Source organism: Aeromonas sp. R4-3, assembly GCF_040908275.1.
Lineage (GTDB): Bacteria > Pseudomonadota > Gammaproteobacteria > Enterobacterales > Aeromonadaceae > Aeromonas > Aeromonas rivipollensis.
Genome location: NZ_JBFODK010000044.1, coordinates 1 through 12,476, shown reverse-complemented (window position 1 = coordinate 12,476; position 12,476 = coordinate 1). Strand labels below are relative to the sequence as shown.

Genomic DNA, 12,476 nt, shown 5'->3' with positions numbered 1-12,476 from the left:
CAAAGAGAAGCCGACCCATGTATAGCGTCATCACAGTTCCCGCCTTCAGCGACAACTACATCTGGTTGATCCGACACGAAAATCACTGCCTGGTCGTGGATCCGGGCGAGGCAACCCCCGTGCTGGAGCGGCTCGAGACGCTCGGGCTTGAGCTCGACGCCATCCTGCTGACCCACCATCATCGCGACCATGTGGGCGGCGTCACGGATCTGCTTCATCGTTTCCCTCATGCCCGCCTCTATGGCCCCAAACATGACCCCATGCCGGATCATCACGGCCAGTGGCTCGATGACGGCGATCAGATCAACTGGCACGGCCTGAGCCTGGATGTCCTCCACATCCCCGGTCATACCCTGGGCCATATCGCCTATCACGGCCATGGCATGCTGTTTTGTGGTGATACCCTCTTCAGTGCCGGTTGTGGTCGCCTGTTCGAAGGCAGCCCCGCACAGATGTACGGATCCCTGCAGCGGCTCGCGGCCCTGCCCGATGACACCCTCCTCTATTGTGCCCATGAATACACCCTCTCCAACCTGCGTTTCGCCCACGCGGTCGAGCCGGACAACCTGGCGATCCAGCGGCGGATCGGGGTGATCAGCAAGCTGCGTCAGCAGGGCTTGCCGAGTCTCCCCTCACGCCTGGGGGATGAGCGGCATTTCAATGTTTTTCTGCGCTGCAATGAGGACTCAGTGAAATTTTCTGCTGAGAAATACGCCCTTAAATGCTTGGAAAATCCAGAGGATACCTTCACCGTACTGAGGGGCTGGAAGGACGTTTTTTGAACAAACCTTGATCAGGGGGCCATTGCCCCTTATGATGCGAGCTGTTTTTCAAGAGATGACCTGAGCGAGATGAAGCTACGAACGGCCTTATTGGCGGCGCTGTTTCTCAGCGGCTGTCAAAACCTGAGCCATCAGGATGACCGGGCGGTAACGGCAATCGAGCCGATCAAATCCCCCCAAGTCAGCAAGAAAACATACAAAAAACATTCAGCGCGCTTCCTGTTCGGCGATGAACAGATTGAAGAACTGGATGACACGGATAACCTGTGGGTGCGTATCAGCGATGATATGCAGTTGGACTCGCACGAAAATGCCCGTGTCCGCCAGCAGCGTGATTGGTTACTGCGTAATGATAAGCATATGGCGACCATTGCCAGCCGGGCTGAGCCCTACCTGTATCTGATGGTAGAGGAAATCGAACGGCGTGAGCTGCCAATGGAGCTTATTACCATCCCCATGATCGAGAGCATGTTCGATCCCAATGCCCGCTCCCGCAGCAATGCGGTGGGTCTTTGGCAGTTTGTTCCGGCTACCGGCAAGAACTTCGGCCTGCGCCACGACAACTGGTATGACGGCCGCCGCGATGTATTGGCGTCCACCAATGCCGCACTGGACTATCTGGAGTACCTGAACCGTTTCTTCGACGGTGACTGGCTGCAGACGCTGGCCGCTTACAATGCCGGTGAAGGCCGGGTACGCAACGCCATCATCCGCAATCAGAAGGCCGGTCGGCCGACCGATTACTGGTCGCTGGATCTGCCCCGCGAGACCCGGATGTATGTGCCCAAGATCCTGGCCATGGCCGACATGATCCGCAATGCGGACAAATACAATGTCACCCTGCCGGTGCTGGCCAACAAGCCGCAGTTGCGGACCATCAACACGGGTGGCCAGATCGATCTGAACGTGGCGGCGCAGCTGGCAGGCGTCTCCGCTTCCCAGCTCAAAGCCCTCAATCCGGCACTCAAGCGTGGCATGACCTCGCCGCGAGGCCCCTACAACCTGTTGGTACCCATCGAGTACGCCGACACCCTGGAGCTGGCCCTGGCCGATCTGCCTCAGCGTGAACGTAACCGTGGTGTGCGCTCCTATCAGGTCACCAGCGGCGATACCCTCTCCCGCATCGCCCAGAATCACGGGGTGAGCGTGCAGCAGCTCAAGCTGGCCAACAATTTGCGCGGCACCAATCTGCGCCGTGGCCAGAGCCTGGTGATCCCCAACGGCGGCACCGCGAGCCAGGTCACCCGCAGCAAGCCCCAGCAACTGGCCAGCCGCAGTGGCAGCAAGATCCAGTATCAGGTGCGTTCGGGCGACAATCTGTGGAGCATCAGCCAGGCCCACGGGGTGACCCACGCCGATCTGGCCAAGTGGAACGGTTTGAGCGCCAAGTCAGCCCTGAAACCGGGCATTAAGCTGGTGATTTGGCCCAAGCAGGGCAAGGGCAGCAACAAATCCATGGTCTATCAGGTGCGTCGCGGGGATTCCCTCTCCTCCATCGCCGCCCGCTTCCAGGTCGCCGTCAACGACGTGATGCGCTGGAATCAGCTCGGCAAGACCGACTACCTCAAGCCGGGGCAGGAGCTGACCCTGTTCGTGAAGAACAACAGCTGATTGCTTATCACCGCATAAAAAAATACCCCGCGAATGCGGGGTATTTTTTTACCTGCAATCCATCAAACCTCAGGGGGTGATGGCCTGGGCCGCGAACCGCGCCATGATGGGATTGTGATCCGAGGCATCGGTAGCCGGTGAGCTCACCTCCACTAGGTCCAGGTTGCGGTAGTAGAGGTGATCCAGCGGACGGCCGAAGGCGGTACGGCGCAAGTCGGGCACAGGGATGGCCTCCTGCAGGCCAAGCTCGCCGACCAGCTTGTTCAGCCAGAACTCGCGCTTGTCGCTCCAGGTATTGAAGTCTCCCCCTAGGATGACAGGGCCCTGATGACGATGGATCAGTGCGGTCAGATCGTTGAGCTGCTCGCGGAAGGTGGCCATCCCCAGCTCGAAGTTGACCGCATGCAGGTTGACCACCAGCACGCCGTCAGGATCCCCCTGCAAGGGGTAGAGGCTCACCAGACCGGACTTGGGGATGCGCAGCAGCGGCTCGGGGGAGCGCACGCCACAGACGAAGGCCTGCGGCGTCTTGGCCACCGTCATGACACCGAAGGAGACACCGCCCTGGGTGAACGCCTGCAACTGCTGCCACTGGAAGTCGCCGGCACGCAGCCATTGCAGCATCTCGGGCCGGGTCGCCGACTCCTGCAGCAGCACCAGATCCTGGGACTTGGCATATTCGTCCAGCCCTTCGCGCCAGTTCTTGCGCTGCCCCTTGTAGAGATTCCAGACGGTGATGCCAAACTCGCGGGGCAAGGCGGTGGTGGCCAGCGCCACCAGGGGGGGCTTCTGGCAATCGACGCCGGGCACTATGCCCGCCGCCGTGACCAGGTGATCCTGATCCGGTACCTCGAAACAGCCAACCAGTCCCAGCGTCAGCAAGGAAGTCCCCAGAATCCGATAACTATTTTTCATTGGCTAACAATCACCTGCCTCTGCAAGGCGCCATGATCCTCACAGAGGTCATGGACGCCGACTAGTCTCATTATTCGTGTCCGGCCCGACTCATCCATGAGGGATCCCGCAATGGCGAGACAGCACCAGTACCGCGTGACATTTTATGATCAACAAGGAACCTGTCATCAAGTGGAGCTTTCCACCGTCTATCAGATCAGACGGGATCCCCAGTGCGATCTCTGTCTGTTCGACACGGATCAGTGCGTCGGCTCGGAAGAGATGCTGGAACGCATGATACGGCAAAAAACCGGGCTTGAGCAGGAAATATCCATCATCAACGCCCGGCTCATCTGAGCAGATTCAGACCGGAACGGGGCGTGATTTACCCTGATCGTCGATGGCCACGTAGGTAAAGACCCCCTCAGTCACACAGTAACGCTGGGCCTCGTTCTCCCGCAGCACCGGCTTGACCCAGACCTCCAGCTTGAGGCGCATGGAGCTGCGCCCCACCTTCAGGCAGCGACCATAGCAGCACACCACGTCGCCCACCTTGACCGGACTGTGGAAGGTCATGCCCTCCACCGAGACGGTACAGATGCGTCCTTTTGCCAGCTCCTTGGCCATGATGCCCCCACCTATATCCATCTGGGACATGATCCACCCCCCAAAGATATCGCCATTGGGGTTGGTATCGGCTGGCATCGCCAGGGTTCTCAGCAACAGCTCCCCATCGGGATGACGCTTTGTCTCTTCCATCATTACCGCTCTCTCTATCATGGATGGCGGCATGATAGGGGGCGATCCCGCCCTTGGCAAACCTCAATTGCCCGGCGGGCCCGCACCGCACAAGGCTTGCGGGCCCAGCCATCGGCAAAGAAGACCAGGTTGAAGCCCATCCGGACTCAGCCTTGCAAGGACGCCTGCGTGGCAAACCAGTGGGCCGGATCCGGCCAGCGGTAGACGAAACCCAGTCGCTGGCAGATGCGCTGTCCCTCGATGGGGGAAAAATCCCCCGCCGGCTCGATGAACTGCGGGGGCGCCAGCCCGAGCAGACGGCTCGCGAAGGGATAGAGCTGCTCCCGGCGCGGGTGGACCGGGGCGCTCAGGTTGTAGGTGTCCCCCACCTGCCCCACCGCCAGCATCAGCTGGCAGGCCGCCACCACATCGTCCAGATGCACCAGGTTCACCGCCTGCCCTCCTCCTGCCAGCGTCTTGCCCGAGAGGAAGCGCCCGGGGTGCCTGTCCGGGCCGTAGAGGCCGGCCGGACGCAGCACCATGGCACACGCAAAGCCGCCCTCCTGGACAGCCAGTTCTGCCGCCCGCATCCGCTCTCCCCTGGCGTTGGCCGGGCTCGGGGTCTCATCCTCCCCCTGCCCTGGCGCCCACACCGAGGTCGCGCTGATAAAGAGCACCTTGCCAGCACCTGCCGCCCTGGCCAGCTGACACAGCCGTGCCACCGACGCCGGGTAATCCTCGGTCTTGCTGGGGGGCACGCAGATCACCAGATCGCGGCAGCGAAACGGCAGCGGGCCCGCCATGTCCGGGGCCAGCAGCAGCGGCCAGGCCGCGATGCCCCCGTCACGCAACCGGGTCGCCTTCTCGAGGGAGCTGACTGTCACGGCGACGGACTGGCCCTGCGCCTGCAATGCCCGGGCCAACGGCAACCCCAGCCAGCCTGCACCCACTATTCCCGTCTGATACTCATGTTCGGTCGTCATCGGCAAAATCTCGGCAAAAAAAAACGGCCATCCTATGATGACCGTCGAAAGTAACGAAGGAAATAGCCGGATGAACCGGTTACCTCCCACAGCGGGAAAATCGGGAGCGCACGCTCCTAATTCGTGGGGCCTATGCTAGTGACTGCGCGGTTAAAAAGCTTTGAAGCTGATCACAGTTGAAAAGGATTTCTGAAAGCGCTTTCAATGTTTGGCGAAAAAGCTGGCCCGCTTGGGGCCAACCTCTTGGCTCAGGCCACGGACTCCCGACGCACCAGTTCAGCTTCAAACTTGAGCGCCAGCCCCTCTACCGGCTTGTGATCCAGCAGTCGCAAGGCGAGCTCCGCGGCCCGCTCTCCCATCTTCTCGATGGGATAACGCACAGTGGTGAGCTTGGGATAGATGTAACGGGCATAGGGTATGTCGTCGAAACCGACCACAGAGACCTGTTGCGGTATCTTGTAGCCCCGCTCCAGCAGGCAGGAGATGGCACCCGCCACCATGGCATCGTTGAAGCCCAGCACGGCCGTGAAGGGAACGCCGCGCTCCAGCAGCTCGCTCATGGCCACATAGCCCCCCTTCTCGTCGGCAAAGGCGCGACCGATGAGGGCGGGATCCAGCTCGATGCCGGCCCGTTGCAGGGCGAAGCGATAGCCGGCCATCCGCTGCTGGCCATCGACGAACTCCTCGTCATCTGAGGTGATGAAGGCAATCCGGCTATGTCCCGCATCCAGCAGGTGCTGACAGGCCGTGGTGATGCCCGCCTGGTTGTCCAGCCAGACGCAGCGCTCCTCGCAGCCCGGCACCTGGCGATTGATGAAGACGATGGGGGTGGACCCCGACGCCAGCTCGCTCAGCTCCTCGTCCGGCAGCGCCTTGCTGTGCAGGATCAGGGCGTCACACTGGCGTTGCAGCAGCGCCTGGATGGCGTGACGCTCCCGGGCCGCGTCGTGGTTGCCGGAGACCACTATGGTGAACTTGTTCGCCTTGTCGACCATGCTCTCGATGCCACGCATCATCTGGGCGAAGAAGGGGCCACCACAGAGATCCCCAACCAGGACACCGATGCAGTTGGAACGCTTGCTTACCAGGGCCTGGGCGAAGCTGTTTGGACGAAAGCTCAGCTCCTTCATGGCCGCGAGCACGGCCTCGCGCTTCTCGGGTGCAACCTGCGCCGTGTTGTTGATGACTCGCGACACCGTCGAAATGGACACATTCGCCAGCTGAGATACGTCTTTGATCGTTGCCACTCTCAATTCCTTTGTTGGGGAAGCCTGTCTGTGTTGATCGGGCATTATATCGAACCAGTCAGACCAAGACGCGGCGCCCGATCACCTGACAGGTTTCCTTTTGTAACAAAGCTTAAGGGATAATAACCATTCTGAGGCAAGAATGGGAGGCAGTCGCTGACACGACTGCCCCCGCACTCAGTAGGCGTGATTGAGCTCGCGTTCCGACATGAAACGCAGGGGCTGCTGCAGCTTGTGCTGGTAGATGAGATCGAAGGAGAGCACGTTCTGGACGTAGTTGCGCGTCTCTCTATAGGGGATGCTCTCCACCCAGACATCCATCGGCTTGTTGGTGCTCTGATCCCGCCAGCGCTTGACCCTGCCGGGGCCCGCATTGTAGGCCGCCGCCGCCAGGATCCGGTTGCCGTCATAGACGTCCAGCAGCCGCTTGAGGTAGGCGCTGCCGAGGCGGATGTTCATGGTGGGATCGAACAGCTGCTGCTCATTGCGATAGGGTACACCCAGCTTGGCGGCCGTCTCCTTGGCAGTCGCCGGCATCAGCTGCATCAGGCCACGCGCCCCGACCGGCGACTGCGCCAGCGGATAGAGGGCGCTCTCCTGACGGGAGATGGCGTAGAGCAGGCTGGTGTTCATGGTGCGCTCCTGCGCCATCTGGGAGAAGGTGCGCTTGAGGGGCAAGGGGAAGCGCAAGTCGATCGCATCCCAGGCCTCGGCCCGGATGCTGGAGAGGATCGCCAGCTCGTGCCAGCCCTGGTTGAGGGCAATATGACCGAACTCCAGGCGCTGGGCCACAGGATTGCGATCCATGTTGTGGATCCACTCAGAGCGCGCCGCCGTGATCTCGTTCATCGCCAGCAGCTCACGCACCCGCACCAGGAAAGGCCAGCGGCTGCTGGCGGTACGCCAGTCCGGCACCTTGTGCCCCACGCTCTGGTTCTTGATGCGATAGGGCACCCCGGTGCGCTGCGCCGCCATGAAGCCATAGAAGCCGCGCAGGTTGGCGGTCTCGAGATAGAGCTCCCGCGCCGGTTTTTGCCGGCCCTGCACCTCCAGGGAACGCGCCAGCCAGTAGCGCCAGCGATCCTCCTTCTGCAGTGCCATGGGCATCCGCTTGACCCAGCCCTCGAGGCCGCGCCAATCCTGCTCCCAGATGGCGAGGCGTGCCCGCAGCTCCACCAGCTCGGCATCCTTCATCCGCACCAGGGTCGCATCCAGCCAGTTGCGCTGGGCGAGGGATCTGTCAAGCAGCAGGCGGCGGGCGGCGGCCCGCTCCACCCGAGCGACCTCGGCCTGGTTCAGGCCGAAGCGGCGCTTCATCTCCCCCAGCTGACGCAGGGCGGGCTCGGGTTGCTCGTTGGCATAGCGGGCCAGCCCGAGGGAGAGCAGCTGTCTCGACGGCGGCGCCGTCGAGAAGGAGGCCGGGTTCATCGCCCTGGCCGGTTGATCAAACAGGGCTATCATCTGATCCCCATAGGGTTTCAGACTGCCCCCCAGCTGGGCACCGAGGTGGCGGATGAGATTGGGGTTCTGCGCCTCGAAGGCCAGGTTCATCCGCTGCCAGATCTTCTCCTGGGTGCGCAGACCCGCCTGCTGCCAGAGCTGGAACAGGGGATCGCAGGCATCGGGCCTGGACTGGCCCGTCAGCCAGAGCTTGCCCGCTTCCTGCAGGGCCTCGCTCTTGTGGCCGGTGTAATAGCGGGCCTGGTAGTGCATGCAGAGCAGATCGGTGGAGTTCGGCTTGGCCGGGTAGAAGCGCAGGAACTGGGACCACTGCTGGCTCTGGGCCAGGTAGGTGAGGTAGCTGCGCTCCAGACGGTTGGACTGGGGGGTATCCCCGTGCTGGCGGATGAAGCGGGTCACGTCGTTGTAATCTGCCGCCCCGGGCCGGAACGCCAGCTGGTAGTAATCCAGATAGGGCAGCAGCGGATAATGGTTGAGGCGGGCGCGGATCTGCTGGAAACGCTCCTGATCATTGGCACGCACGGCGTCATAACCCTCACGATAGAGGGACTGCTCCATGGTTTGCGCAAAGACGGGTGCCACAAGCCCTGGCACGCACAGCGCCGAAAAGATGATTCCCTGCACGGCTTTCACGAAAGGCATTCTCCCTTAAGAAGAGGCATAACCACCGCCCGCTGGCGGTGGTGAGATACCTTCATTCTACCCGTTAAAGATGGGCGCTACGCCACACTATTTTTGTCGGCAGGGGCGGCGCGATCATGGCGGGTCAGGCGGCTGATGTAGCGCTCCAGATAGGGCACGGGCAGCGGCTTGGAGGCGAGATAGCCCTGGAAGAAATGACAGCCCTGCGCCTGCAGGAATTCCAGCTGCTGGCGGGACTCTACCCCCTCGGCCGTCACGTTGAATCCCATGTGACGGGCCATGGCGATCACCGCCTCCACTATGGCCATGTTGTCGCCATCCTTGGGGATGTCCTGGATGAAGGATCTGTCGATCTTGAGTTCATCGGCGGGCAGCCGCTTGAGGTAGCTCAGGGAGGAGTAGCCTGCGCCGAAATCGTCGATGGCGAAGCTGATGCCAAGAGTCTTGAGCTCGGCCATCTTGCTGATGGTGTCCTCCGCATGACCGAGCACCACTGACTCGGTGATCTCCAGGTTCAGGCAGGAGGGATCCATGCCGGTGGCGGCCAGCACATCGTGAATGCGATCGACGAAATCGTGGGCATGGAACTGCTTGGCACTGACGTTGACCGATAGCTGGGGCACGTGGATCCCGTTCTCCTCCCAGGAGACATATTGGGTACAGGCCTCATGCAATACCCAGTTGCCGATATCGACAATGAGATCCGTCTCCTCGGCGATGGGGATGAACTCGGCGGGAGAGACCAGCGCCCGGCCCGGCGGCTGCCAGCGGATCAGCGCCTCCACCCCTATGATGTCTCCCCCTTCGACCATGTGCTGGGGTTGATAGTGGAGGGTCAGCTCCTGATTGTTGAGGGCGCTGCGCAGCTCGTTGTGAATGAGCAGACGCCTGTCCGCCTGCAACTGCATGGAGGCATCGAAGAAACGCCGGGTCTTGCGGCCCGCCGACTTGGCCTGATACATGGCGGTGTCGGCCTGCTTGAGCAGATCTCCGGCCTCCTGCTCCCTTCCGGGGAAGAGCGTGATCCCGACGCTGGCCCCGATGTGCAGCACCTGGCCCCCGTGACTGTAAGGGGCGGCAATCTCGCCGATGAGCCGCTCGGCGATGAGATCGGCCTGCATCTCCGCCTGGGGCGGGCTGATGGAGAGGCCGGGCAGCAGCAACACGAACTCGTCGCCGCCGAGCCGGGCCAGACAATCCCCCTGCCGCACCAGCCGCTTGAGGCGGTTGGCCACCTCCTTGAGCAGCCAGTCGCCGGTGGCATGACCGAGGGAGTCGTTGATGGTCTTGAAGTGATCGAGGTCGATGAACAGCAAAGCGCCGATCAGGTGCTCGCGGCTCGCCTCGCTGAACGCCTGGGCCAGGGTCTCGTGGAGCTGGCGGCGATTGGGCAAACCGGTCAGCTCGTCGTAATAGGCGAGATCCTGGATGCGGCGCTCCGCCGCCTTACGCTCGGAGATGTCTTCGAAGAAGATGACGTAGTGGCTGATGCCCCCCTTGTCATCCTGCACCGGCGTGACGATTTCCCACTGGGGATAGACATGGCCGTCGGCGTGCAGGCGCAGGGTCTCACCCTGCCAGCGATCCAGGGCGTTGAGCTCATAGCCGAGCCCCCCGAGCCCGGACCAGAGGTCGTTGCCAAGGTGCAGGCCTATTACCCCTTGGCTGTCGAAGCCGGTGATCTGGCTGAAGGCGTAGTTGACCCTCAGGATCTTGAAGTCGGGATCCGTGATGATGATGCCTTCGTGCGTCTCGAACGCCACCGCAGAGAGCCGCATCAGGGCGTCGCTCTGCAGGCGCTCCAGCTCGGCCACCATGCGCACCGAGAAGATGGTCAGCACGGATCCCAGATCGGCAGTCTGGGTCTGGTTCGGGAACAGCAGGGCGAGATGGCCCAGGATCTGGCCACTGCGATCCAGCAGGGGCTGGGCATAGTAGTGCTGGCCCGGGGGCAGGCAGGTACAGCCGGTCAGGGGTTCGCTGATGGGGGTCGCACTGGCGGCGCCCCGATAGAGCTGCTGGCAGGGCATGTCTGCCAGGGCGTACTCCTTGAAGTCGATGCCGTGGCTCGCCAGCACCCTGAGCCGGTCAAGGCCCACCCGCTCCGTCAGCCAGACAGCGTTGGCCCCCAGGATATGGGCAAGCTCGTTGACCAGGGTATGGCAGAAATCGAGGCCCGTCCTCGCGGAGAGCGCCTGCGCCAGCTGGGCCAGCAAGGGGGCTTGCAGCAGGGGAAGCGGCGGGGCCAGACTGGCGGGCGGCTCGACGCGGCTCGCGGCGTTGTGAGCCATCTCCAGGGGCGCCAGCCAGCCGCAGCAGAGCTGCTGGGCCGGCACATATTGGCCGTACCAGAGCACGTGATGCACTGTGCCTGCCTCATCGCAGAGGTGACCGATGAACTGTCCGGGCTGGCCCGAATGGTGGAGTCTTGCGAGAAAATCGGCGAAACCGGACTCATCTTCTGGCGCCAGTTGGCTGGCCCAGGGATGAGCCCCTTCCCCTTGCCAGGGCTGGCAAGAGAGATGATCAGACAGACTCCACTGCTCATGCTGCCGATCATAAAACCACATCATCTGGGTGGCTTGTTGCTTCATTTACGACTCCAACACTACAACCACGTTATCCACCCCGACACATGCAGAAAAGCATATCCGTTTGTGCGCATATCTCCACCGGCGCATGGCAATCCTTTTGCGATGCGATAAACGATGTGGGTAGAGAAAATGCGAGACTGAGCGGTGAAAACCAGACATCGGGTCGACACAAGGCGCTGCCAAGGGGGGACAGAAACGATCCTATTCGCGCATACTGCCTGCCCGTTTCGCTGAGCTCAAGCGGTTTTTGGCATGAAACGGGAAAAGCTCACAATTTAGGGATTGCCGGATCACCAAGGGGATATTTTGTGACCCAAATCACATTTCTATCCGGCCACATGGGTAATCTGAGGGTGAAGACACAAGCAAGACGACCCGAAGGGGGCCAATATGAAAATCGAAATGACCAGTAAAATCATCGACATTACCCCAGCCATCCGCGAGCGCATTGAATCCCGTTTTGAAAAGCTCGAGCGTCTTCAGGTGCCTCTTATCACACCCCATGTGATCATCTCCAAAGAGCGTTTGATGTATATCGTCGAAGCCACCGCCGGCATTCCCAACGGCAAGTTGTTTGCGCAGGCAGAGCACGAGGATCTGTATGCCGCCATCACGGATCTGGGCCAGAAGCTGGAGCGTCAGCTCAATCGCCATATCGAGAAACCCCTCGCCCGCCGCGCGGCTGTCGTAGGCAAGGACGTTCCCGAGGTGGACGAAGCCGACGCCTAATCCCGGTTATCCCATCCATTGCGCAAAAAGGCGGGTCATCCCGCCTTTTTGCATCTTCTCCCTGCGCCTCTGGCATCAGGCCAGCCAGCGCAAGCGAGCATCCACCCCCCGCGTCAGATCCTCCAGCAACGGCAGCATCAGCAAGGGATCCTCCCCTCTGGGCTGGGAGGCCAGCTTGCCCTGCCAGCGTTCCCGCCCGAGCGCCGACAGGGTGTCATACACGGCGGGATCCAGCGCCGGTGTCCGGTTGACCAGCGCAGGAGATCGCAGCGCCAGCCAGAGCCGCACATCGGCCATGCAGCCCCCCTGTTGCAGCCGCTCGTTGAGTGCCCAGGCGTCGGCGTCCCCCGGCTCGCCCTGCAAATCGGCTTGGGGCATCAAACCGAAACGGGTGCGCCATGCCTGCGTTTGCGGTGCCGCCGCCGGGGCGGCCCCAAACCAGGGTTGTTCCTCGACCGCGTCGGTCAGCAGCGCCAGGTGCAGCCTGAAGTCGGCCCTGTCCCCCTGGCGGAGATCCTGGTTGAGCCGCTGGCCCAACTGGGCTTCATCGACGAGCAGGCGATCACGAATGGCACTGGGCAGCATGGGATAAATCTTGGAAATGAGGGTTTCATTGTTTATCGGCCGTCAACCCAATCCTTTAAGCATTAAAAATCCCTGCCAAGGGGTTCACAAGCGCGACAGATCTGTTAGTATGCGGCTCGCACTTGGGGAGGGGTTCCCGAGCGGCCAAAGGGATCAGACTGTAAATCTGACGGCTCTGCCTTCGAAGGTTCGAATCCTTCTCCCTCCACC

General features: G+C 61.7%; 11 protein-coding genes and 1 tRNA gene. 5 read left to right on the top strand and 7 right to left on the bottom strand.

What is annotated here, in order from left to right; translation table 11 throughout:
- Window positions 1-17 precede the first annotated feature (17 nt).
- Window positions 18-782, top strand: a complete 765-nt coding sequence (gene gloB, locus AB5Y91_RS13600) for a hydroxyacylglutathione hydrolase (RefSeq protein WP_368170031.1) — start codon at window positions 18-20, stop codon at window positions 780-782.
- A gap of 69 nt (window positions 783-851) precedes the next feature.
- A complete protein-coding gene (locus tag AB5Y91_RS13595; RefSeq protein ID WP_368170030.1) occupies window positions 852-2,393 on the top strand; it encodes a LysM peptidoglycan-binding domain-containing protein in 1,542 nt (513 codons plus the stop codon).
- 69 nt (window positions 2,394-2,462) lie between these two features.
- Here the strand turns inward: AB5Y91_RS13595 and AB5Y91_RS13590 are convergent, their stop codons facing one another.
- Window positions 2,463-3,308 carry an endonuclease/exonuclease/phosphatase family protein gene (locus AB5Y91_RS13590; protein ID WP_106887356.1) on the bottom strand — a complete coding sequence of 282 codons (846 nt, stop codon included), beginning with the start codon at window positions 3,306-3,308 and terminating at the stop codon, window positions 2,463-2,465.
- Between the two features lie 111 nt (window positions 3,309-3,419).
- Between AB5Y91_RS13590 and AB5Y91_RS13585 the strand changes: the two genes are divergently transcribed.
- Entirely contained in the window at window positions 3,420-3,644 is a 225-nt protein-coding gene (locus AB5Y91_RS13585) for a hypothetical protein (protein ID WP_025326386.1), read from the top strand.
- Between the two features lie 6 nt (window positions 3,645-3,650).
- Here AB5Y91_RS13585 and yciA read toward each other — a convergent pair whose 3' ends face one another.
- The 5 genes from yciA to AB5Y91_RS13560 all read right to left on the bottom strand — a co-directional run bounded on the left by yciA (window position 3,651) and on the right by AB5Y91_RS13560 (window position 10,952).
- Window positions 3,651-4,049, bottom strand: a complete 399-nt coding sequence (yciA, locus tag AB5Y91_RS13580; RefSeq protein ID WP_005325590.1) for an acyl-CoA thioester hydrolase YciA — start codon at window positions 4,047-4,049, stop codon at window positions 3,651-3,653.
- A gap of 143 nt (window positions 4,050-4,192) precedes the next feature.
- Window positions 4,193-5,008 (bottom strand): NAD-dependent epimerase/dehydratase family protein, encoded by an 816-nt coding sequence (locus AB5Y91_RS13575; protein ID WP_368170029.1) that lies wholly within the window; start codon window positions 5,006-5,008, stop codon window positions 4,193-4,195.
- Between the two features lie 248 nt (window positions 5,009-5,256).
- Complete coding sequence (locus AB5Y91_RS13570) at window positions 5,257-6,255, bottom strand: LacI family DNA-binding transcriptional regulator (protein ID WP_368170028.1); 999 nt, start codon at window positions 6,253-6,255, stop codon at window positions 5,257-5,259.
- A 177-nt stretch (window positions 6,256-6,432) separates the two neighbouring features.
- Window positions 6,433-8,349, bottom strand: a complete 1,917-nt coding sequence (locus tag AB5Y91_RS13565; protein WP_368170027.1) for a transglycosylase SLT domain-containing protein — start codon at window positions 8,347-8,349, stop codon at window positions 6,433-6,435.
- A gap of 86 nt (window positions 8,350-8,435) precedes the next feature.
- Window positions 8,436-10,952, bottom strand: coding sequence for a bifunctional diguanylate cyclase/phosphodiesterase (locus AB5Y91_RS13560; protein ID WP_025326381.1), 2,517 nt, complete (start codon window positions 10,950-10,952; stop codon window positions 8,436-8,438).
- Between the two features lie 390 nt (window positions 10,953-11,342).
- Between AB5Y91_RS13560 and raiA the strand changes: the two genes are divergently transcribed.
- Window positions 11,343-11,681, top strand: coding sequence for a ribosome-associated translation inhibitor RaiA (gene raiA / locus AB5Y91_RS13555; RefSeq protein ID WP_005325604.1), 339 nt, complete (start codon window positions 11,343-11,345; stop codon window positions 11,679-11,681).
- A 75-nt stretch (window positions 11,682-11,756) separates the two neighbouring features.
- Here raiA and AB5Y91_RS13550 read toward each other — a convergent pair whose 3' ends face one another.
- Window positions 11,757-12,266 (bottom strand): VC2046/SO_2500 family protein, encoded by a 510-nt coding sequence (locus AB5Y91_RS13550; RefSeq protein ID WP_368170026.1) that lies wholly within the window; start codon window positions 12,264-12,266, stop codon window positions 11,757-11,759.
- Between the two features lie 126 nt (window positions 12,267-12,392).
- Here AB5Y91_RS13550 and AB5Y91_RS13545 point away from each other — a divergent pair.
- A tRNA-Tyr gene (locus tag AB5Y91_RS13545) sits at window positions 12,393-12,474 on the top strand.
- Window positions 12,475-12,476 lie beyond the last annotated feature (2 nt).

Coding starts and splice junctions, on each gene's coding strand:
- gloB (WP_368170031.1), top strand. CDS start 18: ATGTATAGCGTCATCACAGTTCCCGCCTTCAGCGACAACTACATCTGG.
- AB5Y91_RS13595 (WP_368170030.1), top strand. CDS start 852: ATGAAGCTACGAACGGCCTTATTGGCGGCGCTGTTTCTCAGCGGCTGT.
- AB5Y91_RS13590 (WP_106887356.1), bottom strand. CDS start 3,308: ATGAAAAATAGTTATCGGATTCTGGGGACTTCCTTGCTGACGCTGGGA.
- AB5Y91_RS13585 (WP_025326386.1), top strand. CDS start 3,420: ATGGCGAGACAGCACCAGTACCGCGTGACATTTTATGATCAACAAGGA.
- yciA (WP_005325590.1), bottom strand. CDS start 4,049: ATGATGGAAGAGACAAAGCGTCATCCCGATGGGGAGCTGTTGCTGAGA.
- AB5Y91_RS13575 (WP_368170029.1), bottom strand. CDS start 5,008: ATGACGACCGAACATGAGTATCAGACGGGAATAGTGGGTGCAGGCTGG.
- AB5Y91_RS13560 (WP_025326381.1), bottom strand. CDS start 10,952: ATGAAGCAACAAGCCACCCAGATGATGTGGTTTTATGATCGGCAGCAT.
- raiA (WP_005325604.1), top strand. CDS start 11,343: ATGAAAATCGAAATGACCAGTAAAATCATCGACATTACCCCAGCCATC.
- AB5Y91_RS13550 (WP_368170026.1), bottom strand. CDS start 12,266: ATGCTGCCCAGTGCCATTCGTGATCGCCTGCTCGTCGATGAAGCCCAG.